The following is a 22115-nucleotide window of genomic DNA, read 5'->3' as shown; positions in this document are numbered from 1 at the left end:
AACGGAGCATAAAATCTGGCCCTGTTATAAGTCCTGTTTCTCAGGGGTACCCCCCCATAAAAAATCCGCATAATCCCAGCATTGACAGGACCTCCCCCGCATTTTATTTATAGGGCCGTATTTTGCGCCTGCACCTGTTTTCGTTTCACTCTTGTGCCAAGGTCGCTTATTCATTCCCTGACACGAGGTTGTTATGACGAGTTTTGTGGTCGCCAAATTTGGCGGCACCAGTGTGGCCGATTACGATGCCATGAACCGCAGCGCCGATGTGGTGCTGGCCGATCCGAATACCCGCCTGGTGGTGCTGTCTGCCTCCGCCGGCGTGACGAACCTGCTGGTTTCTCTGTCTGAAGGACTGGAAGCGACAGAACGTTTCGTGAAGCTGGATGCACTGCGCAAAATTCAGTTCGACATTCTTGAACGTCTGCAGAACCCTAACGTCATCCGCGAGGAAGTGGAACGTTTGCTGGAAAATATCACTACCCTGGCAGAAGCGGCTTCTCTGGCAACCTCCACCGCCCTGACCGACGAGCTGGTCAGCCACGGTGAGCTGATGTCCACCCTGCTGTTTGTTGAAATCATGCGCGAGCGTAACGTTCAGGCGCAGTGGTTTGACGTGCGCAAAATCATGCGTACCAGCGACCGCTTTGGCCGCGCCGAGCCGGACGTTGAGGCGCTGGCGGAACTGACCAATCAGCAGCTGGCCCCGCGTCTGGCAGACGGCATCGTGGTCACACAGGGCTTTATCGGCAGCGAAGCGAAGGGCCGCACCACCACGCTTGGCCGTGGCGGCAGCGACTACACCGCAGCGCTACTGGGCGAGGCCCTGCATGCCACGCGCGTGGATATCTGGACTGACGTTCCGGGCATTTACACCACCGACCCGCGCGTCGTTTCCGCGGCGAAACGTATTGATGTGATCGCCTTTGAAGAAGCGGCGGAAATGGCCACCTTCGGCGCGAAAGTGCTTCACCCGGCCACGCTGCTGCCTGCCGTACGCAGCGATATCCCGGTCTTCGTCGGCTCCAGTAAAGATCCAAAAGCGGGCGGGACGCTGGTCTGCAAGAAAACGGAAAACCCACCGCTGTTCCGCGCCCTGGCCCTGCGCCGTCGCCAGACGCTGGTGACGCTCCACAGTCACAATATGCTGCACTCCCGCGGTTTCCTGGCGGAAGTGTTTGGCATTCTGGCACGCCACAACATCTCCGTGGATCTGATCACCACCTCGGAAGTGAGCATTGCGCTAACGCTGGACACCACCGGTTCAACCTCAACGGGTGACACCCTGCTGACGCAGTCGCTGCTGATTGAGCTGTCTGAGCTGTGCCGCGTGGAAGTGGAAGAAGACCTGGCGCTGGTTGCCATCATCGGCAACAAGCTGTCGCGCGCCTGCGGCGTGGGCAAAGAGGTATTTGGCGTGCTCGACCCGTTCAACATCCGCATGATTTGCTACGGTGCGTCCAGCTATAACCTCTGCTTCCTGGTGCCAGCCGATCAGGCCGAGCAGGTCGTGCAGAAACTTCATCAGAATTTGTTTGAATAAGCGCAAGAGTGGCCCGGGCGTTTTCACTACCGGGCCATTCTTTAGCTTTTCATTACTGTTCTCATCAGCAGCGAATCCAGATCTTTTAAATTTCCTTCTCTGCTGTCGGGTAGTACCGGCGGCACTTCTCCTCTCACCAGCTCACTTTGCAAAAAAGCGTGGAGTAAGGGCCGTTTAGGATCATATTCCGCTTCACCTACGCGCTGTTTTATTTCCAGCAATGCATCGATTTCCGCACGTAACGGCGCACACAGTTCGCTCCCGGCAAGCAGTTCGGCAAAACGCATCGGTGGAACGCCTTTCCCCGCTTCTACCCACCGCGCCGCCAGCAAAGGTCGCAGAACATAAAAGTACTTTTTCAGCCGAACCGTTTCCCCCTGTAAATATCCACGGAAGTTTTTTCGGGCCATTGAGTAATAATGCCAGCGGGCGCGCAATGGCGAAAACCACGCAGGTATCAGCGCACGCAACTCGGCCACTACCGTCTCATCCTCCTGATAAACAACAGGGGAATCCAGCCACTCGATAAGCGTCGGGTTTGCCCCCTTCAGCAGGCCCAGTGCCTTGCGCCATTCCCAGCCACAAACGTCCAGTTCATCATCTATCGGCAGCTCGATCACATCCCGCTGGGATTCGACGCGCAGATACCATTCTGGGTGGTGAACGTACAAAAACCGCACATCATAATCGCTATCCGGTGAGGCAAATCCCCATCCCCGGCTGCCCGATTCACAGGCGTAGAGCACGCGCACGTTATAGCGCTGCTCTATATCGCGAAGTTGCGCGCAGACACGTGCGCGCATCGCGCTATCAACATCGTTGTTGCTCATTTTTTTATCCTTTTACACACACTACCTGACGCAGGGTGTGAACGATCTCCACCAGCGACGATTGCGCGGCCATCACGGCGTCAATGTCTTTATAGGCCATCGGCGTTTCATCGATCACCTCATTGTCTTTGCGACACTCTACGTGAGAGGTCGCCTGAATATGGTCGCTAAGGGTATAGCGTTTTTTTGCCGCCGTTCGGCTCATCACTCGCCCGGCGCCGTGGCTGCAGGAACAGAAGCTTTGCTCGTTGCCGAGGCCACGCACGATGAAGCTCTTTGCGCCCATTGAGCCCGGAATAATCCCCATCTGCCCTTTCTGCGCCGACACCGCACCTTTGCGCGTGATCAGTACCTCTTCCCCAAAGTGATGCTCTTTCTGCACATAGTTGTGATGGCAGTTAACCGCCTCCTGCTGCGTAATAAAGGGCTTTGTCACTTCGCGAGAGAGCGCCGCCAGCACGCGCGACATCATCACTTCCCGATTGTGGCGGGCAAAATCCTGCGCCCACTCCACCGCCTCAATGTAGTCCTCATAGTGACGACTCCCCTCCTGAAAATAGGCCAGATTTTTATCCGGCAGATGTCCCAGGTGATGCTGCATATCCTGCTGTGCCAGGGCGATAAACACATTACCGATGGCGTTTCCTACGCCGCGCGAGCCGCTGTGCAACATCACCCAGACGCGCTGCTGCTCATCGAGGCAAATTTCAATAAAGTGGTTTCCGGTACCCAGCGTGCCCAGATGCTGGTAGTTGTTGGTTTTCCGCAACTGCGGGTATTTATCCGTGAGTTGTTTAAAACGTGGGGCCAACACCAACCAGCGATCGTCCACTTCTTTCGGTGGCGTTTCCCACGCGCCTTTATCCCGTCGAGAACGCGTATTGGTTCTCCCATGCGGTACTGCCTGTTCAATGGCGCTACGTAAACCGCTGAGATTATCCGGCAAATCACCGGCCACCAGCGACGTGCGAACGGCAATCATCCCGCAGCCAATATCCACGCCAACCGCCGCAGGAATAATTGCCCCTTTGGTCGGAATCACGCTGCCGATGGTTGAGCCTTTACCGAGATGAACGTCGGGCATCACCGCAAGGTGTTTGAAAATAAACGGCATCTTTGCAGTATTCAGTAACTGCGCCTGTGCCTCTGGCTCCACGGGAACGCCGTGAGTCCACATTTTGATCGGGGCGCCGTTTGACGCCGTCAGTAATTCAAAATCATTCTGTTGCATTGCGTTATCCTTTCAGGTTAACAAGGCCGTGTAATACCTGGTCCAGGCCACCAAATACTGAAATTTTGTCGATACGCTCCGCGACCCTTTCCAGGGTTTCCAGCTCTTTTAAACGCAGCGCCACCGGGTTGTTCTCCATCACCTTTGCGGTGTTTAACAGCGATCGTGTCGCCGCCGTTTCTTCACGTCGGCGAATAACATTCGCCTGGGCCGATTTTTCGGCCTCTACCAGACGGGATAAAATTGTTTTCATATCACCAGGTAAAACAATATCTTTTACCCCAAGCGACGCAATTTCCATTCCAAAGGATGACAGGCGGCCTTGCACCTGTTTGCTGACCACCTCATCAATGATCTGCTTATCTTCCAGTAACTCATCGAGCGTGCGGGTGCCGACCGCCTCACGCAGTGCGAACTGGAGTTCGCGGTACAAATGTTCCAGCGGTTTCGTAAGCTGTCCGCAGGCCTGCAGCACGTCGCTGTAGCGCCAGTTAGCCGCCAGGTTCAGGCGCAGGTTAACTTTGTCCTTCGTCAGGATCTCCTGCCCGCTCACTTCCACCACCTGAAGGCGCGTATCCACTACCTCTGCCTCAACCAGATGGTTAATTTTCCAGTAAGCCGTCAGTCCCGGCGGTAACAGTGCCTGAATTTCTCCGTCGATTTTCACCACCCCGACGTGCCAGGCAGGTACCTGTACGACCAGCATCGCGTCGCGCCCCTTTAGCGCGCCATTACGACGCGGTTGCAGAGCAGCATTCATCACGTCCACTGGCACCCGCACGTCGCGGGTATCGATTCTTTGCAGGGTCAACGCCGCATCCTGCTGCCAGTACAGACGACGAGTCGAAGGCGGCACAATTTCCTGCAATACGCCGTTGTTCGATAACACCCCGATTTCATCTGCAGTAAGGTCAACCGCCAGGCAGTAACGTACCACCCAGTCAGGCTGAAAGCGGCGCAGATAATCCGCCAGCGCACCCGGCACCTCGCTGCCATCCTGGCTCACCACCAGCACGTCGTCAGTATTGAACCAACCCAGACGGTGTTCACCCGCCTCCAGTACCCGGTAATAATCGCCAGCTTTTGCTACCAGTCCTAACTGACCTTTTTTTATCGTGATTTTTTTAGCCATTTTATATTCCTTAAAGTCAGGCGCGGGTGCAGGCACGAAATCACAGGGGAATGCCTTTTCGCCTGCGATCCGGCGCCATTACCGGCGACCTTCATTGGGATTGCTGACTGCGCAATACCCGTTTTTACTTTGATGTTTACAACCAGTTTTCATTGGGAGAATGAATCGGGAATCGAACCCTTCTATCTGTCATTGGTTGACGGAACGCCCCCGGAAAACAGCCTTGCCGTTCCTGGTGCGCCGACGGGGCCTTAACCCCCAGTGTGCTCAACGTCGTGACGTTATCTGTATTGCCAGAAGCGTGCCAAAAACAAAAATCGCTGTTTTATTTTTTATTTTATTGATAATTAATGATTTTTATTTATCGCGCTTTTCATGCATTGCCGTTCGGCTCAACATTTCTTATCCTGCTATATCGACAATTATCTTTCTGGATAAACATGAAGAAGCGGAAGGTGGTGATCGGGGTGCTTGGCACCGTGATGGATAAACGGGGAAAGCGGGCTAATCGCTTTCGCAAATGGCGACCGACCGTCGGGCTGTGCCAACAGCCGGATTTCCCGGTCGACAGGCTGGAGCTGCTACATCAACCGCGAGATCTCGGCATGGCTCAGCAACTGGCGGAAGATATTGTGCTGGTTTCCCCCCACACCGAGGTGCGTCCCAGCACGGTAATCATTGAAGACCCGTGGGATTTCGAAGAGGTTTATGCCGCGTTTCTCGATTTCGCCACCCAGTACACTTTTGATACCGATCGCGAAGAGTATTTCGTCCACATCACCACCGGCACGCATGTGGCGCAGATCTGCTGGTTCCTGCTGACGGAAGCCCGCTATCTTCCCGCCAGCCTTTTGCAGACTGGCCCTGCCAGAAAAGAAGCCTCTGCTGAGGAGACTGCAGCCGGAACTTACTCAATTATCGACCTGGATTTAAGCCGCTACACGACCCTTACCAACCGTTTTCAGCGCGAGCAGCAGCAGTCAATCTCATTTCTGAAAGCGGGTATTGAGACGCGAAATGCCACCTTTAACAGTCTGATCGACAAGATTGAACGCGTGGCGCTACGTTCAACAGCCCCGATCCTGCTGACCGGCCCCACCGGCGCGGGCAAGTCGTTCCTCGCGAACCGCATTTATCAGCTTAAGCAGTCACGCCATCAGGTTTCCGGCAAACTGGTTTCCGTCAACTGCGCGACCCTGCGCGGTGATAACGCCATGTCCACGCTGTTCGGCCATGTGAAAGGGGCCTTTACCGGCGCACTGTCGGCGCGCAGCGGCCTGCTGCGTGAAGCCGATGGCGGTGTCCTTTTCCTCGACGAGATTGCCGAACTAGGCCTGGATGAACAGGCGATGCTGCTCAAAGCCATTGAAGAGAAAACTTTTTTCCCGTTTGGCTCCGATAAAGAAGTTCACAGCGATTTTCAACTTATCGCCGGAACCCACCGTGATATGCGCCAGTGGGTGGCAGAAGGACGTTTTCGTGAAGATCTCTATGCCCGTATTAATATGTGGAGCTTTGCATTACCCGGCCTTGCCCAACGGAAAGAAGACATCACGCCGAATGTTGACTACGAACTTCAACGTTTCTCTCGCGCAAGCCAGACGCAAATCCGCTTCGATAAAGAGGCACGCGAAGGCTATCTGGCCTTTGCCTGTTCCAGCAGAGCGCTGTGGCGGGGCAACTTTCGCGAACTGAGCGCCAGCGTCGCACGCATGGCGACGCTGGCGGAACGAGGGCGTATTACTCAGGATCTGGTGCTGGAGGAGATCTCACGTCTTCAGACCGACTGGCAAACTGACGTGACGCAGCCTGCAACTGACATGGAGATTGACCTCTTTGACCAGCGGCAACTGGAAACGGTGCTGGAGGTATGTCGCCGCAGCGCATCGTTGTCTGAAGCCGGACGTGAGCTGTTTGCCGTTTCACGGCTCAAAAAAGCCAATCCTAACGACGCCGACCGACTGCGCAAATATCTGGCTCGCTTTAGTCTGAGCTGGGAAAGCATCCGGTCATAATTCATTTGAATATTACTTCCTTACGCGATAAACAATAACTATAGCCGGGCTCGATCCCGGCTTTTTATAACAAACACACGCAACATTCATCGCAAGGAAATCATTATGTTATCCGCTATTACGCGGCTGTTCCCGTTATGGGCGCTGCTGCTCTCCCTACTCGCGTATTACACTCCCACCACGTTCACCGGTATTGGTCCGTGGGTCACCACGCTGCTGATGCTGATCATGTTCGGTATGGGTGTGCATCTGAAAGTAGACGATTTTAAGCGCGTGCTGTCTCGCCCTGCGCCCGTCGCGGCAGGAATATTCCTCCACTACCTGGTGATGCCGCTTGCAGCGTGGCTGCTGGCGATGGTCTTTAAGATGCCGCCCGACCTCTCCGCCGGAATGGTGCTGGTGGGCAGCGTGGCCAGCGGCACGGCGTCCAACGTCATGATCTATCTGGCGAAAGGCGACGTGGCGCTCTCCGTCACTATCTCGTCCGTCTCCACGCTGGTGGGCGTGATTGCCACGCCGCTGTTAACCCGCCTGTACGTGGATGCGCATATTCAGGTGGACGTGATGGGGATGCTGCTGAGCATTCTGCAAATCGTGGTGATCCCGATTGCGCTTGGGCTGGTCATTCACCACCTGTTCCCTCGCGTGGTGAAGGCCGTTGAGCCGTATCTGCCCGCGTTTTCGATGATCTGCATTCTGGCCATCATCAGCGCCGTGGTGGCGGGCTCCGCCTCGCACATTGCTTCCGTAGGCTTTGTGGTGATCGTCGCGGTTGTGCTGCATAACACCATCGGCCTGCTGGGCGGCTACTGGGGCGGGAAACTGTTTGGCTTCGACGAATCGACCTGCCGCACGCTGGCAATCGAGGTAGGGATGCAGAACTCCGGCCTGGCGGCGGCGCTCGGTAAAATCTACTTCTCGCCGCTGGCGGCCCTGCCGGGTGCGCTGTTCTCCGTCTGGCACAATCTCTCCGGCTCTCTGCTGGCGGGCTACTGGTCCGGCAAACCGATTGATGAACAAACGAAAAAAGATGCGGTGAAGCAGGGTTAATTTACGCTGCTTGCTTTACACTGAAGCCTCCACATCAGGAGGCTTCAGCAATGGCTACACCACGTTTGACCCAGAAAGACATGACGGAAGCCGAGCAGCGCGAGCTGAAAACGCTTCTCGACCGCGCTCGTATCGCACATGGCCGCACGCTGACGAACGCCGAAACCAATCAGGTGAAAAAAGAGTACATCGATAAGCTGATGGCGCAACGTGACGCCGCGGCGAAAAAGGCCCGCAAGCTGAAAAAAGAGCAGGCTTATAAACCTGATGCAGAAGCGACCTTTTCCTGGTCCGCCACCACATCAACCCGTGGAAGGCGCTAATCAGCGCCCTTTCTTTTTACGCCCCGGCTGGGTAAAGCGTTTTCCGTTGCCCGGCTTGCCTCGCCCTTTCTCTTCCGCCTGCGGCGCCTTCACGACCGGGCGCTTAATCGCCTGAGCTTTCGGTTTTGCTTTGGCCTTCGGCTTCGCTTCGGACGAGGAGTTCTCGATAAGCTTGAACAGCTCGATCAGCTCGTCGTCCGTTAAGTCGCGCCACTCACCCAGCGGGATGCCGGACAGGCTAACGTTCATGATGCGCGTGCGCTCAAGCTTCGTCACTTCATAACCGAAATACTCGCACATGCGGCGGATCTGGCGGTTTAAGCCCTGCACCAGGGTAATACGGAACGCGAACGGCGCTTCTTTTTTCACCTTACACTTTTTCGTAACGGTACCGAGGATCGGCACACCGGCGCCCATGCCGCGAATAAAGTCGTCCGTGATCGGCTTATTCACCGTCACGATATACTCTTTCTCGTGGTCGTTACCGGCACGCAGAATTTTGTTGACCAGATCGCCGTGGTTGGTGAGGAAAATCAGCCCCTGAGAGTCTTTATCCAGACGGCCGATCGGGAAGATACGGCTGCTGTGGTTCACGAAATCAACGATGTTGTCCCGCTCGCCGTCTTCCGTGGTGCTGACAATCCCAACCGGTTTGTTCAACGCGATAAACACCAGGTCTTCAGCATCACGCGGTTCGATGACCTGACCATTCACTTTAACCACATCGCCAGGGACCACCTGATCGCCGATGGTGGCGCGTTTGCCGTTAAGAAACACGTTACCTTGTTCAATGTAACGGTCAGCCTCGCGACGTGAGCAGATTCCGCTCTCGCTGATGTATTTGTTTAATCGGGTTGATTGAGTTGGCAGCATAGTTTCTCCTGTGAAGGGCGAAATATACCTTACCTTGCGGCTGACAAAAAAGTGTTAGTAACCGTTGATCAAAAAATCGAGTGCATCCCGCAATGAAGCACTGTTTTGCGTAAGATCGGCGACACGCTCGCCTAACTCTTTTGGCGATATGCCTGCCTATTGATCCATCAGAATGACCTCTGAAAGTCACTAAAGGAGCCGTTTTCATCAACCCACTGGTTAATGGCCTCGATAGAAACTTTATTTTCTGCTAACCACTCTGCGCGCTGATGCGCACGAAACTGCTCCTGCAGTGCAGCCATGAGTAGTGCGCATGAGCCCCCCATCGGAATGCGCATGAATTGGCGAAGTGTAGTGTGTAAATGGCGCATGATAAGGTGTCACGCCTCGCAAAAAAGTTTTGCGAGGCGCTTTCAGAGATTAATACTCATCCCGCTCGTCATCTTCATCCGGCTGTTCCATCACGCTGTAGGCCACCGCGCAGAACAACGAGTTGAGACGCTTCATATCCCCCAGCAGCCCCAGATGAAGCGAGCTGGTTTCGATGCTCTGCACGTTCTGCTGGTGAAGACGCTCAACGTGGGCGTGCGAATAGCGGCGGTTCAGGATACGGAAACGATGCTTGTTGCGGCGCAGGCGGCGCGCGCTCGGCACGTCGCTGGAAAAGAAGACCAGCATCGCCAGCTTGAGGTTGCTGACCAGCTGTTCGTGCAGCGCTTCAAGCTCTTTTAAGCCTTCAACGGAGAACGCCCGGCGTGCGGCCAGCGATTTATCGGCTATCTCGCTGCCCATGCGCTCAACAATATCGGAGGCCTGCTCAAGGTTAAGCGACATCTCAATGATTTCCGCCCAGCGGCGGGACTCCTCTTCCGCCAGTTCGTCCTGCGGCATGCGCGCCAGGTAAAGCTTAATGGCGGTATAGAGCACGTTGATATCGTCCGCCAGTCTGCGCAGCTCTTTCTCCTCTCGCGGCTCGCCGTGCATCACCTTTTGCAGGCCTTCGAGCATGGTTTCCATCGCGTCGCCCATGCGCAGCGTCTCGCGCGCGGCATTCGCCAGCGCCAGTGCCGGGGTATCCAGCGCGGACGTATCCAGGTGCTTCGGCTTCAGGCGCGCATCCAGCTCCGGTTCGTCCTGAATGAGACGTTCGCAGAAGCGGGCCATCGGCCCGGCAAAAGGCACCATCGCCAGGCAGCGCACCAGGTTGTAGAACACGTGGAAGTAGATCACCAGCTCCGCCTTCGGCAGCGGGAGGTTGTCCATCAGGTTCGCCAGCGGATGGATAAAGGGCAGGATAATCAGGCTGCCCACCAGCTTAAACAGCAGGCTACCGAGCGCCACGCGGCGGGCGGCAGCGTTGGCCGCGCTGTTATTGAGCATCGCCAGCAGGCCAGAGCCGAGGTTGGCACCTATCACCAGACACAGCGCCACCGGGAAGGAGATCGCCCCGGCGGCAGTAAGCGTGGCCGTCAGCAGCACGGCGGCCAGGCTGGAGTAGCTGACGATGGCAAACACCGCGCCAATCAGCGCGTCGAGCATGATGTCCCCGGTCAGGGAAGCGAAGATGACCTGAACGCCGTTGGCCTCGGTAATAGGGGTGACCGCCTGCACAATCAGCTCCAGCGCCAGCAGAATCAGCCCCAGGCCAATGCCCACGCGTCCAAGCTGGCCGGCGCGCGTCTGTTTGCGGCCGAGGAAGAAGATGACGCCGACAAAAATCAGCAGCGGCGACAGCCAGGAGAGATCGAAGGTCAGGATACGCGCCATCAGCGCGGTCCCCACGTCGGCCCCCAGCACAATGACCAGCGCCGGAGCCAGCGCCACCAGATCCTGCGCCACAAAGGAGGTGACAAGCAGGGTTGTGGCGTTACTGCTCTGCACCAGTGCCGTTACGCCAATACCCGCGCAGAAGGCGAGCGGCTTCTTCTCAACGCTGCTGCTGAGAACGGTACGCAAGCGCGCGCCAAAGACGCGCATCACGCCGGTACGAACGATATGGGTGCCCCATACGAGCAGTGCGACTGCAGAAAGCAGGTGTAACAAGGTCAGCACGAAAGGTTTTCCTCCTTATCGTTATTCGTTTTCCATAGGTTCAGTATAAGGGTTTAAGCGTAAGAAAGAGACAAGGCACCCTTGAGGTGCCCTGTTTGTTGTAAGGAAAAGTGACGTTAGTCTGCGTCGTAGCCTAAATTCGGTGCCAGCCAGCGCTCGACTTCTGATACGCTCATGCCTTTGCGCAGGGCGTAATCTTCAATCTGATCGCGCTGCAGCTGCGCCACGGCAAAGTACTTGCTGTCCGGGTGGCTGAAGTACCAGCCGGAGACGGACGCACCCGGCCACATGGCGAACGACTCGGTGAGCTTCATTCCGGTATGGGCTTCGACGTCCAGCAGTTGCCAGATAGTGCCCTTTTCGGTGTGTTCCGGACAGGCCGGATATCCCGGTGCCGGACGAATACCCTGGTAGTTTTCGCGGATCAGTTCCTCGTTGCTGAGGTTTTCATTCGCCGCGTAGCCCCAGTGCACCTTGCGCACGCGCTCGTGCAGGTACTCGGCGAAGGCTTCCGCCAGGCGATCGGCTATCGCTTTCACCATGATTTTATTGTAATCGTCGTGCTGCGCTTCGTACGCGTCCGCCAGCGCATCTTCTTCCAGACCGCCGGTTACCGCAAAGGCGCCGATATAGTCGGCTTTTCCGCTCAGCTTCGGCGCGACAAAATCGGCCAGGCAGTAGTTGGCAAAGCCCACTTTCTCGGTTTGCTGACGCAGATGGCGGCTGACCGCCAGCACGTGGGTGCGGGTTTCATCGCGATAAATTTCGATGTCGTCTCCCACGCGGTTGGCCGGGAATAGCCCCACCACGCCGCGCGGATTGAGGGTTTTCTCAGCACTCAGCGTGTCGAGCATATCGTTGGCATCTTTAAACAGGCGTTTCGCTTCTTCACCTACGACCTCATCTTCCAGGATGCGCGGATATTTGCCCGCCAGCGACCAGGTCATAAAGAACGGCGTCCAGTCGATGTAGTTGCGCAGCGTTTCTATGCTGGCGCTGACCTCCTGAACGCCCAGTCGATGCGCGACCGGCGGCGTATAGCTCGACCAGTCAAACGCCAGATCGTTATCGCGCGCCGCCTGGAGTGAAACTGGCGGGGTGCGCGGTTTCTTGCGCCCGTGCTGGATGCGAACGGTTTCGTACTCTTTGCGGGTGCGCTCAACAAACTCGTTGCGCTGGGTGTCAGAGAGCAGCGCGGAGACCACGCCTACCGTGCGCGAGGCGTTCTGAACGTAGACCGTCGGCCCGCTGTAGTTCTGCTCGATTTTGACCGCCGTGTGCGCTTTGGAGGTGGTCGCGCCGCCAATCAGCAGAGGAATGGTGAAGCCCTGGCGCTCCATCTCCTTCGCCACGTTAACCATTTCGTCCAGCGACGGGGTGATCAGCCCGGAGAGGCCAATCAGATCGGCGTTCACTTCGCGCGCGGTCTTGAGGATTTTATCCGCCGGGACCATGACGCCAAGGTCGATAATCTCGTAGTTATTGCACTGCAGCACCACACCGACGATATTCTTGCCGATGTCGTGCACGTCGCCCTTGACGGTGGCAATGACCATTTTGCCGTTGCTGGAGCCTTTCTCTTTGCTGGCCTCGATAAACGGCTCCAGGTACGCCACGGCCTGCTTCATCACGCGGGCGGATTTCACCACCTGCGGCAGGAACATTTTGCCCTCACCGAACAGATCGCCTACCACGTTCATGCCGTCCATCAGCGGCCCTTCGATCACCTCGATCGGGCGGGCTGACTGCTGACGCGCCTCTTCGGTATCCTGCTCGATAAACTCGGTGATGCCTTTTACCAGCGAATATTCCAGACGCTTTTTCACGTCCCAGGCGCGCCACTCGGCCTGCTGAACGTTGGCAGATTCATCCGATTTGCTGCCGCGGTATTTTTCCGCCAGGTCCAGCATGCGCTCGGTGGCGTCGTCGCGACGGTTAAGGATCACGTCTTCTACCGCGTCGCGCAGCTCTGCGGGCAGGTCGTCGTAAATCGCCAGCTGGCCGGCGTTGACGATCCCCATGTCCATCCCGTTGCGGATGGCGTAGTAGAGGAACACGGCGTGGATCGCTTCGCGCACCGGGTCGTTACCGCGGAACGAGAACGACACGTTCGACACGCCGCCGGAGATCAGCGCATGCGGCAGCTCGCGCTTAATGTCCTCGCACGCGCCGATAAAGTCCTGGGCGTAGTTATTGTGCTCTTCGATACCGGTCGCCACGGCGAAGATGTTCGGGTCAAAGATGATGTCTTCCGGCGGGAAGCCCACCTCTTCGGTCAGTATTTTGTACGCGCGGCGGCAAATCTCAATTTTACGCGCGCGGGTATCGGCCTGGCCCACTTCGTCAAAGGCCATCACCACCACGGCGGCACCGTAGCGGCGCACCCTCTTCGCGTGATGAATAAAGGTATCAACGCCCTCTTTCATGGAGATGGAGTTGACGATGCCTTTACCCTGAATGCACTTCAGCCCCTTCTCGATCACGTCCCATTTGGAGGAGTCGATCATGATCGGCACGCGGGCGATGTCCGGCTCACCGGCAATCAGGTTGAGGAAACGCACCATCGCCGCTTCGGCGTCGAGCATCCCCTCATCCATGTTGATATCGATAATCTGCGCGCCGCTTTCCACCTGCTGACGGGCAACATCCAGCGCTTCGCTGTACTTCTCCTCTTTGATCAGACGTTTGAACTTGGCGGAACCGGTAACGTTCGTACGCTCGCCCACGTTCACAAACAGGCTGTCTTCGCCGATGGTCAACGGCTCAAGGCCGGAGAGACGACAGGCAACCGGAAGCTCGGGCAGCCTGCGTGGCGGCAGCCCGGCGACGGCGTTGCTCATAGCAGCGATATGTTCAGGCGTGGTGCCGCAGCAGCCGCCGACGATGTTCAGAAATCCAGACTCGGCCCACTCGCGGATTTGCGCCGCCATGGTATCGGCATCAAGATCGTATTCGCCGAAGGCGTTCGGCAGACCGGCGTTCGGGTGCGCGGTGACGTAGCATTCCGCGATGCGCGACAGCTCCTGCACGTACTGGCGCAGTTCATCTGGACCCAGCGCGCAGTTCAGGCCGAAGGAGAGCGCGTCGGCGTGGCGCAGGGAGTTATAAAACGCTTCGGTGGTCTGGCCGGACAGGGTACGGCCGGAGGCATCGGTGATGGTGCCGGAAATCATGATCGGCAGGTCAACGCCCAGCGCCTCGAACTCCTCTTTCACCGCGTAAATCGCGGCCTTGGCGTTGAGGGTGTCGAATACCGTTTCAATCAGGATCAGATCGGAACCGCCTTCCACCAGCGCTTTGGTCGATTCACGGTAGGCAGCAACCAGCTGGTCAAAGGTGATATTACGAAACGCCGGGTCGTTGACGTCCGGTGAAATCGACGCGGTGCGGTTGGTTGGGCCAAGCACCCCGGCAACGTAGCGCGGTTTATCCGGCGTGCGGGCCGTCCACTCGTCGGCGCAGGCGCGCGCCAGCTTCGCGGCTTCAAAGTTGATTTCCGCCGACAGGGATTCCATCTGGTAATCCGCCATGGCGATGGTTGTCGAGTTAAAGGTGTTGGTTTCAACGATATCCGCACCCGCTTCGAAGTAGGCGTTGTGGATATCTTTAATCACGGACGGCTTGCTGAGCACCAGCAGGTCGTTGTTCCCTTTCAGGTCGCAGGGCCAGTCGGCAAAGCGTTCGCCGCGGAAATCATCTTCACTCAGACGATACCCCTGGATCATGGTGCCCATGCCGCCGTCCAGCACCAGAATTCGTTCATTTAACTGCGCACGCAGTTGCTCTACTTTGCTGCTCACACTTGCTCCCGACAACGCTCAACAAGGCCAAAAGGCTGCGTTCCATACTGGCACAATCTCGCAGGGCGGAAAAGTCGCTCAGCGGTAACATGAGACATGTTCACCATCACTCCTCCGATCAGTCAGGATAACGGTTGCAAATTCACCAAATAAAACGAAAATGATTTCCACGATACAGAAAAAGGAGATCGTCATGGTCGCGACCGTTCCCGCTAAACGCGGCAGAAAACCTGCTGCTGCCACCACCGCACAACAGGGCGGACAGGTTCAATCGCTCACGCGCGGTTTGAAGCTGCTGGAGTGGATAGCCGAGTCGCACAGCAGCGTGGCCCTGACGGAGCTTGCCCAGCAGGCTGGCCTGCCGAACTCCACGACGCACCGTCTTCTGACCACCATGCAGCAGCTGGGCTTTGTCCGCCAGGTGGGCGAGCTGGGGCACTGGGCGGTGGGCGCGCATGCATTTATCGTTGGCAGCAGCTTCCTGCAGAGCCGCAACCTGCTGGCGATTGTTCACCCGATTCTGCGCAAGCTGATGGAGGACTCCGGCGAGACCGTAAACCTGGCGGTGCTGGACCAGAGCGACCATCAGGCGATTATCATCGACCAGGTGCAGTGCACGCAGCTGATGCGCATGTCCGCGCCGATTGGCGGCAAGCTGCCGATGCACGCCTCCGGCGCGGGAAAGGCATTTCTCTCGCAGCTGAGCGAAGAGCAGGTGACGGGCCTGCTGCACCGTAAAGGGCTACACGCCTATACCCACGCCACCCTGGTCTCGCCCGTGCATTTAAAAGAAGATCTTGCTCTGACCCGCAAGCGCGGCTATTCGTTTGATGATGAAGAACATGCTCTGGGCCTGCGCTGTATCGCAGCTTGTATTTTTGACGAGCACCGCGAGCCGTTTGCCGCCATCTCCATCTCCGGACCGATTTCGCGCATGACCGATGACCGCGTGACCGAACTGGGTGCGCTGGTGATTAAGGCGGCGAAAGAGGTGACGCTGGCGTACGGTGGGATTCGTTAAGCATGCATTGTCGGGTGGCGGCTTCGCCATACCCGGCCTACATGATGCCCTCTGAAAACCTGATGCAAAACCGCTGCTTGCGGCGGTATGCATACACATCTTCGACATGCCCATTTTTGATCCGCGTTTGCAGTCCGCGCCAGTAGCTGGCGCGAAACAGATCGGCATGCATCTCTTCGAATAGCGGCCCGATGCGCGGGTCGGCGCACAGCCAGTGGCGAAACTCTTCGGGAAAAACATCGCCCGGCGAGACGCTGTACCACGGCTCGCTGGAAAGCTCATCTTCCGGGTAGCGGGGCGGTGGGATATCGCGGAAATTCACTTCAGTCATGTAGCAAATTTCGTCGTAATCGTAGAACACCACCCGCCCGTGACGGGTAACGCCGAAGTTTTTGAACAGCATATCGCCCGGGAAGATATTGGCGGCGGCAAGCTGGCGAATCGCGTTGCCGTACTCTTCAATCGCATCTCTTAAAGCCTGACCTTCGGACTGCTCCAGCCAGATATTCAGCGGCACCATGCGGCGTTCAATATAGAGATGGCTAATCACGATTTTATCACCCAGATCGGTGATTTTCGCGGGAGCTTCCTGCATTAACAGCGCCATGAGCGCCGGGTCGATCTGCTGCTTATCCAGCACAAAGTTTTCGAATTCCTGGGTATCCGCCATGCGACCGACACGATCGTGTTCCTTAACCAGCTGGTAGCAGGCGCGGACGTGCGCGGCGGTCATCTCTTTCTGCGGCGCGAATCTGTCTTTGATCACCTTAAATACCCGGTCGAAACCCGGAAGCGTAAACACCAGCATCACCATGCCGCGAATGCCGGGCGCTTCGATAAACTGCTCATCGGCCGTGGTGACATAACGCAGGTATTCCCGGTAGCTTTCCGTTTTAGCGTGCTTCTGGCAGCCAATAGCCATATACAGCTCGGCGGTGGTTTTGCCCGGCAGGATCTCGCGCAGCCACTCCACCAGCGCGGCGGGCAGCGGAGCGTACACCATAAAATAGGAGCGTGCGAAGCCAAACACGATGCTGGCCTCGGCGCCGGTTGTCAGGCAGGTATCGACAAACAGTTCCCCGTCGTCAGTACGGTGGATCGGTAACAGAAACGGCACGATGGCCGTAGGGGTAACCAGTTTACCCACCAGCCAGGCGGCTTTATTGCGGTAGAAAAGCTCGTTGGCAACCTGCAAATGGCTGTGGCTGAGCAACTCCGCGCTGAAGGTTTCGTTGAGATGCGCGTGGATATAACCAATATCTCGGGTTTTATTCTCCCAGGGCAGGCGCAGCGGCAAATCCGTTAGCACGCGGTGCAGGAGCTTTTCCCATCCGCGATCGGGAAAGAAATCTTTCGCCAGCGGACGCGGAATGGTACGAAAGCGCCGCTCGGGCTGGGAGCTGAAGATAAATAACCGCTCAGGAGATAATGAGCGGTGGTCAAATAACCGGCAATAGACGGAGTTGAAAAAGCTCTCCGCAATCTCGAAGCGCGGGTAGTCGGGTAACAGATGGGTGTAGTGCTCCTTCACGCGCAGTAAAAATTCCGCGTCCGGACTTTTACCGTCGGTAATACAGCGCAGCTGCTCCACCACCAGACCCACGTGGTGATCGTAGAGATGGATACGCTGCTTCATGGCCTGCTGAACCGCATGCCAGTCTGCATGTTCGAAGCGCTGCTGCGCGCCGGAGGTCACTTCAAGAAAACGACCATACTGGGCATCGAAGCCCTGCAAAATAGTTTGGGCAATCAGTAATTCCAGGCCACGCGACATATATTCCCCCTCACCACCAACCCTCTCCCCAGGGGGGAGAGGGGGAAAAGATTAGAACTGTGCTTCTTCCGTTGAACCCGTCAAGGCGGTGACGGAGGAGGTGCCGCCCTGAATAATCGTGGTCACATTATCAAAGTAGCCGGTTCCCACTTCCTGCTGGTGAGAGACGAAGGTATAACCATCTTTGCCCGCCGCAAATTCCGGCTGCTGCACCTTCTCAACGTAGTGCTTCATGCCCTCACCCTGCGCATAGGCGTGCGCCAGGTCGAACATGTTGAACCACATGCTGTGGATGCCTGCCAGAGTAATGAACTGGTATTTGTAGCCCATGTCGGACAGCTGCTGCTGGAAGCTGGCGATGGTTTTGTCATCCAGCTTTTTCTGCCAGTTGAAGGACGGCGAGCAGTTGTAGGCCAGCAGTTTGCCCGGGTACTTCGCATGAATAGCATCAGCGAAGCGTTTTGCCAGCGCCAGATCCGGCGTGGACGTTTCACACCAGACCAGATCCGCGTAAGGCGCGTACGCCAGACCACGGCTGATAGCCTGCTCGATACCTGCGTGGGTACGATAGAAACCTTCACTGGTGCGCTCGCCGGTGATGAACTCGCTGTCGTACGGATCGCAGTCAGAGGTGATCAGGTCAGCCGCGTCCGCATCGGTACGGGCAATGACCAGCGTCGGCACGCCGAGCACGTCAGCAGCCAGACGTGCGGCAACCAGCTTCTGAACCGCTTCCTGTGTAGGAACCAGCACTTTACCGCCCATATGTCCGCACTTCTTCACTGACGCCAGCTGGTCTTCGAAGTGAACGGCCGCTGCACCGGCCTCAATCATCGATTTCATCAGCTCGAAGGCGTTCAGCACGCCGCCGAAGCCCGCTTCCGCATCCGCAACGATCGGCAGGAAGTAATCAATAAAGCGCGGATCGCCAGGTTCGATACCGGCAGCCCACTGGATCTGATCCGCACGGCGGAAGGTGTTGTTGATCCGATCCACGACCGACGGCACGGAGTTAGCCGGATAGAGCGACTGATCCGGATACATGCTGGAGGCCAGGTTGGCGTCCGCCGCGACCTGCCAGCCGGAGAGGTAAATAGCCTCAATACCCGCCTTCGCCTGCTGCAGAGCCTGACCGCCGGTCAGCGCACCGAGGCTGTTGATGTAGCCTTTTTTGGAACCACCGTGCAGCAGCTTCCACATTTTCGCCGCGCCATTTTGCGCCAGCGTGCATTCCGGATTGACCGAGCCGCGTAATTTCACCACTTCCTCAGCGCTGTAAGGACGGCGGATGCCTTCCCAGCGAGGTTGTGTCCACTCTTTCTTCAATTCTTCGATTTGTTGGGTACGGGTTTTCATGTGCAGATGCTCCATATTGTTATGTGGTGGATTACGCCAGGAAGCGGTAGCCCGGCAGGGTCAGGAAGTCGATTAAGTCATCTGATGTCGTGATTTGCTCCATCAGGCGCGCGGCGTCGTCAAAGCGTCCGCTGCTGAAGCGGTGTTCGCCCAGCTCGTCCTGGATCACCCGCATCTCTTCGGCCAGCATCTGGCGGAACAGTGATTTGGTCACCGGCTTGCCGTTGCTGAGCGTTTTTTGATGGTGGATCCACTGCCAGATAGAGGTACGTGAGATCTCCGCCGTCGCGGCATCTTCCATCAGGCCGTAGATCGGTACGCAGCCGTTGCCGGAGATCCACGCTTCGATGTACTGCACCGCAACGCGAATATTGGCCCGCATCCCCTCTTCCGTCCGTTCGCCCGCGCACGGGGCCAGCAGCTGTTCTTCAGCCGTTGGGGCATCGTCTTCACGCGTGACAAACAGCTGGTTTTTGTTGTCACCGAGGACGCGGTTGAAGACCTCCATTGCCGTATCGGCCAGGCCGGGATGCGCAATCCACGTGCCGTCGTGACCGTTACGGGCTTCAAGCTCTTTATCGGCTTTCACCTTGTTGAGCACCTGATTGTTGCGCTCTGCGTCTTTGCTCGGGATAAAAGCCGCCATGCCGCCCATCGCAAAGGCGCCGCGCTTGTGGCAGGTTTTGATCAGCAGACGCGAGTAGGCGCTCAGGAACGGTTTATCCATGGTCACGACCTGGCGATCCGGCAGTACGCGATCGGGATAGTTTTTCAGGGTTTTGATGTAGCTGAAAATATAGTCCCAGCGTCCGCAGTTCAGACCGACAATGTGGTCACGCAGGGCGTGCAGAATTTCATTCATCTGGAATACGGCAGGCAGCGTTTCAATCAGCAGCGTGGCTTTGATGGTGCCGCGCGGCAGGTTGAAACGATCTTCCGCGTAGCTGAAGACCTCGCTCCACCAGGCTGCTTCCTGCCAGGCCTGCGTTTTAGGCAGATAGAAATACGGGCCGCTGCCCTTCGCCAGCAGGGCTTTGTAGTTGTGGAAGAAATAAAGCGCGAAATCAAACAGGCTGCCCGGAATGGCTTCCCCACGCCAGGTGACATGTTTTTCAGGCAGGTGCAGGCCGCGTACGCGACAGATCAGCACCGCCGGGTTCGGTTTGAGCTGGTAAATTTTACCGGCTTCGTTGGTATAGCTGATGGTGCCGTTCACGGCGTCGCGCAGGTTGATCTGCCCCTCGATGACCTTACGCCAGTCCGGCGCCAGGGAATCTTCAAAATCGGCCATGAAGACCTTAACGTTCGCGTTCATGGCGTTGATCACCATTTTTCGCTCTACCGGACCGGTGATCTCAACGCGACGATCCTGTAAATCTTCAGGGATGCCGCGGATTTTCCACTCGCCACGGCGAATGGAAGCGGTTTCCGAAATAAAACCAGGCAACTTGCCGTTATCAATTTCCTGCTGCTGATGAATGCGTGCCGCCAGCAGCTTATTACGCTGCGGCGTAAAGCGGGTCACCAGTTCAGTCAGAAATTCTACCGCTTCTGCCGTCAATACCTGCTGTTCTTGCTCACCATACGGCTGGGTAAAGGCCAGTTCATCGACCGTCGTTGCCTGTTGAGTCATTACTCTGCTCCTCATCAAAGATCCAAAATCACGCTCCCGATGCGAACGAAAGATCGTTGGGTAGTTTTCGCTCAGCAGAATTAAGACTATCTCCATTTTTTCTAAAATCAAAAACAATTTCCATTTTAATTATAAATAGCAATTAATTTATTGATTTTATTAAGATTAAAGTTTTACAGAATGGTGAGTTATATTTCGGAAATAAAAAAGGCACCCGAAGGTGCCTGATTTGAATAGCTGAAACGCTTTAGGATCGTTTAGTGCAGACGATTACTCCAGCGTTGGATTCATGTGACGCAGATCGTATGGTGTGATCTGGTAGACGTAATAGTTGAGCCAGTTAGTAAAAAGCAAATTCCCGTGGCTGCGCCAGGTCGCTCTCGGTTTGTTTTGTGGATCGTCTTTCGGGAAATAGTTGTACGGGACATCCGGGTTAAGACCCGCTTCGACATCACGGAAATACTCTGACGCAAGGGTGTGCGGATCGTATTCAGGATGTCCGGTCACAAAGGCAATGCGCTTATCTTTACTGGCAAACAGGTAAGCGTCCCCATCTTCCGTTTCGGCCAGGATCTCCAGATCGGTGTAATCACGAATCAGCTGGGCCGGGAAATCGGCGTAGCGAGAATGCGGGGCCAGGAAAGAATCATCGAAACCACGCGTCAGCAACGCATGTGGTTGGAGAATGTGGTGTTCGTATACGCCGGAGAGCTTTTCAGTGCGGGTTTGCTTGGGGATGCCATAAAGAATATTCAGTGCGGCTTGTACCGCCCAACAGACAAACAGCGTGGACGTGACGTGATCTTTTGCCCACTCCAGAACCTGTTTGATCTGCGGCCAGTAAGCGACATCGTTAAATTCCACCAGGCCCAGCGGCGCGCCGGTCACAATCAGTCCGTCGAAATTTTCACCCTGAATGTCATCGAAGTTACAGTAGAAGTTGTTCAGATGCTCGGAAGGCGTGTTACGTGACTCACGGGCATCGATTCGCAGCAGCTGAATATCGACCTGCAGCGGGGAGTTCGACAGAAGACGCAGGAACTGGTTCTCTGTTTCGATCTTTTTTGGCATCAGATTGAGAATAAGCACCTTCAGCGGGCGAATTTCCTGACCTGTCGCACGTGAAGTCGTCATGACAAAGACATTTTCTTCACGCAAGAAATTGACGGCTGGTAGCTCGTCCTGCACCCGAATCGGCATAGCTTTATATCCTCACAGCATACGTATAAACGTTTAGACATCCAGATAGCTAACGATACCCAGAAACGGTTTGAATGTCGAGTCTGCAAGCGGAAGGTGAGAAAGTTTCAAGGAGAGAATGGTACGGTTTGATGCCCCTCGCCCCGTCTCTCTCCCGCAGGGAGAGGGTGAAAAACAAAAGCAAAAAACCCCGCACCTTTCGGTACGGGGTTCTTCTATTTTGATGCCTGGCAGTTCCCTACTCTCACATGGGGAGACCCCACACTACCATCGGCGCTACGG

16 protein-coding genes are annotated in these 22115 nt (G+C 56.4%); 5 read left to right on the top strand and 11 right to left on the bottom strand.

Annotation, left to right across the window (positions count from 1 at the left end):
* The first annotated feature begins 193 nt into the window (after positions 1-193).
* The gene (lysC, locus tag UR504_RS18180) at positions 194-1543 is read left to right on the top strand and encodes a lysine-sensitive aspartokinase 3 (protein ID WP_111965816.1); all 1350 of its coding nucleotides are present in this window, start codon (positions 194-196) and stop codon (positions 1541-1543) included.
* Positions 1544-1584: 41 nt separating this feature from the next.
* Here the strand turns inward: lysC and UR504_RS18175 are convergent, their stop codons facing one another.
* From UR504_RS18175 to UR504_RS18165, 3 genes are read right to left on the bottom strand one after another with little or no spacing between them, the layout of a single operon-like run.
* Positions 1585-2373: a nucleotidyltransferase domain-containing protein gene (locus UR504_RS18175; RefSeq protein WP_302238014.1), complete on the bottom strand. Its 789-nt coding sequence runs from the start codon at positions 2371-2373 to the stop codon at positions 1585-1587.
* 4 nt (positions 2374-2377) lie between these two features.
* Positions 2378-3604, bottom strand: a complete 1227-nt coding sequence (locus UR504_RS18170) for an RtcB family protein (RefSeq protein ID WP_047073138.1) — start codon at positions 3602-3604, stop codon at positions 2378-2380.
* A gap of 4 nt (positions 3605-3608) precedes the next feature.
* The gene (locus UR504_RS18165; RefSeq protein WP_023618733.1) at positions 3609-4736 is read right to left on the bottom strand and encodes a slipin family protein; all 1128 of its coding nucleotides are present in this window, start codon (positions 4734-4736) and stop codon (positions 3609-3611) included.
* Between the two features lie 440 nt (positions 4737-5176).
* Between UR504_RS18165 and rtcR the strand changes: the two genes are divergently transcribed.
* From rtcR to UR504_RS18150, 3 genes are all read left to right on the top strand, one after another.
* The gene (rtcR, locus tag UR504_RS18160) at positions 5177-6751 is read left to right on the top strand and encodes an RNA repair transcriptional activator RtcR (protein ID WP_143344517.1); all 1575 of its coding nucleotides are present in this window, start codon (positions 5177-5179) and stop codon (positions 6749-6751) included.
* Positions 6752-6856: 105 nt separating this feature from the next.
* Positions 6857-7801 (top strand): ketopantoate/pantoate/pantothenate transporter PanS, encoded by a 945-nt coding sequence (gene panS / locus UR504_RS18155; RefSeq protein WP_302238022.1) that lies wholly within the window; start codon positions 6857-6859, stop codon positions 7799-7801.
* 50 nt (positions 7802-7851) lie between these two features.
* Positions 7852-8124 carry a DUF3811 domain-containing protein gene (locus tag UR504_RS18150; RefSeq protein ID WP_023309994.1) on the top strand — a complete coding sequence of 91 codons (273 nt, stop codon included), beginning with the start codon at positions 7852-7854 and terminating at the stop codon, positions 8122-8124.
* On the opposite strand, the gene rluF is transcribed toward UR504_RS18150, so the two are convergent.
* The 4 genes from rluF to metH all read right to left on the bottom strand — a co-directional run bounded on the left by rluF (position 8125) and on the right by metH (position 14849).
* Positions 8125-8997 (bottom strand): 23S rRNA pseudouridine(2604) synthase RluF, encoded by an 873-nt coding sequence (gene rluF, locus UR504_RS18145; RefSeq protein ID WP_133293565.1) that lies wholly within the window; start codon positions 8995-8997, stop codon positions 8125-8127.
* A gap of 167 nt (positions 8998-9164) precedes the next feature.
* Positions 9165-9368, bottom strand: coding sequence for a type II toxin-antitoxin system CcdA family antitoxin (locus UR504_RS18135; RefSeq protein ID WP_127729223.1), 204 nt, complete (start codon positions 9366-9368; stop codon positions 9165-9167).
* Positions 9369-9417: 49 nt separating this feature from the next.
* Positions 9418-11049 carry a Na/Pi cotransporter family protein gene (locus UR504_RS18130; protein WP_111965810.1) on the bottom strand — a complete coding sequence of 544 codons (1632 nt, stop codon included), beginning with the start codon at positions 11047-11049 and terminating at the stop codon, positions 9418-9420.
* Between the two features lie 116 nt (positions 11050-11165).
* Positions 11166-14849, bottom strand: a complete 3684-nt coding sequence (gene metH / locus UR504_RS18125) for a methionine synthase (protein WP_302238029.1) — start codon at positions 14847-14849, stop codon at positions 11166-11168.
* Between the two features lie 193 nt (positions 14850-15042).
* On the opposite strand from metH, the gene iclR reads away from it, so the two are divergent.
* Positions 15043-15870: a glyoxylate bypass operon transcriptional repressor IclR gene (gene iclR / locus UR504_RS18120; protein WP_127729219.1), complete on the top strand. Its 828-nt coding sequence runs from the start codon at positions 15043-15045 to the stop codon at positions 15868-15870.
* A gap of 37 nt (positions 15871-15907) precedes the next feature.
* Here iclR and aceK read toward each other — a convergent pair whose 3' ends face one another.
* The 4 genes from aceK to metA all read right to left on the bottom strand — a co-directional run bounded on the left by aceK (position 15908) and on the right by metA (position 21833).
* Entirely contained in the window at positions 15908-17644 is a 1737-nt protein-coding gene (gene aceK, locus UR504_RS18115; RefSeq protein ID WP_302238033.1) for a bifunctional isocitrate dehydrogenase kinase/phosphatase, read from the bottom strand.
* Between the two features lie 51 nt (positions 17645-17695).
* Positions 17696-19000 (bottom strand): isocitrate lyase, encoded by a 1305-nt coding sequence (gene aceA / locus UR504_RS18110; protein WP_024906665.1) that lies wholly within the window; start codon positions 18998-19000, stop codon positions 17696-17698.
* Positions 19001-19031: 31 nt separating this feature from the next.
* Positions 19032-20633 carry a malate synthase A gene (gene aceB, locus UR504_RS18105; RefSeq protein WP_115876957.1) on the bottom strand — a complete coding sequence of 534 codons (1602 nt, stop codon included), beginning with the start codon at positions 20631-20633 and terminating at the stop codon, positions 19032-19034.
* Positions 20634-20903: 270 nt separating this feature from the next.
* Complete coding sequence (gene metA, locus UR504_RS18100) at positions 20904-21833, bottom strand: homoserine O-acetyltransferase MetA (protein ID WP_320739994.1); 930 nt, start codon at positions 21831-21833, stop codon at positions 20904-20906.
* Between the last annotated feature and the right edge of the window lie 282 nt (positions 21834-22115).

Source organism: Enterobacter sp. 241F3 (assembly GCF_034106785.1).
Taxonomy (GTDB): domain Bacteria; phylum Pseudomonadota; class Gammaproteobacteria; order Enterobacterales; family Enterobacteriaceae; genus Enterobacter; species Enterobacter vonholyi.
This window is presented reverse-complemented; position numbering and strand designations above follow the sequence as displayed.

What these genes read in the sequence shown, in the direction of transcription:
- lysC (WP_111965816.1), top strand. Translation starts at nt 194, where the DNA reads ATGACGAGTTTTGTGGTCGCCAAATTTGGCGGCACCAGTGTGGCCGAT.
- UR504_RS18175 (WP_302238014.1), bottom strand. Translation starts at nt 2,373, where the DNA reads ATGAGCAACAACGATGTTGATAGCGCGATGCGCGCACGTGTCTGCGCG.
- UR504_RS18170 (WP_047073138.1), bottom strand. Translation starts at nt 3,604, where the DNA reads ATGCAACAGAATGATTTTGAATTACTGACGGCGTCAAACGGCGCCCCG.
- UR504_RS18165 (WP_023618733.1), bottom strand. Translation starts at nt 4,736, where the DNA reads ATGGCTAAAAAAATCACGATAAAAAAAGGTCAGTTAGGACTGGTAGCA.
- rtcR (WP_143344517.1), top strand. Translation starts at nt 5,177, where the DNA reads ATGAAGAAGCGGAAGGTGGTGATCGGGGTGCTTGGCACCGTGATGGAT.
- panS (WP_302238022.1), top strand. Translation starts at nt 6,857, where the DNA reads ATGTTATCCGCTATTACGCGGCTGTTCCCGTTATGGGCGCTGCTGCTC.
- UR504_RS18150 (WP_023309994.1), top strand. Translation starts at nt 7,852, where the DNA reads ATGGCTACACCACGTTTGACCCAGAAAGACATGACGGAAGCCGAGCAG.
- rluF (WP_133293565.1), bottom strand. Translation starts at nt 8,997, where the DNA reads ATGCTGCCAACTCAATCAACCCGATTAAACAAATACATCAGCGAGAGC.
- UR504_RS18135 (WP_127729223.1), bottom strand. Translation starts at nt 9,368, where the DNA reads ATGCGCCATTTACACACTACACTTCGCCAATTCATGCGCATTCCGATG.
- iclR (WP_127729219.1), top strand. Translation starts at nt 15,043, where the DNA reads ATGGTCGCGACCGTTCCCGCTAAACGCGGCAGAAAACCTGCTGCTGCC.
- aceK (WP_302238033.1), bottom strand. Translation starts at nt 17,644, where the DNA reads ATGTCGCGTGGCCTGGAATTACTGATTGCCCAAACTATTTTGCAGGGC.
- aceA (WP_024906665.1), bottom strand. Translation starts at nt 19,000, where the DNA reads ATGAAAACCCGTACCCAACAAATCGAAGAATTGAAGAAAGAGTGGACA.
- aceB (WP_115876957.1), bottom strand. Translation starts at nt 20,633, where the DNA reads ATGACTCAACAGGCAACGACGGTCGATGAACTGGCCTTTACCCAGCCG.
- metA (WP_320739994.1), bottom strand. Translation starts at nt 21,833, where the DNA reads ATGCCGATTCGGGTGCAGGACGAGCTACCAGCCGTCAATTTCTTGCGT.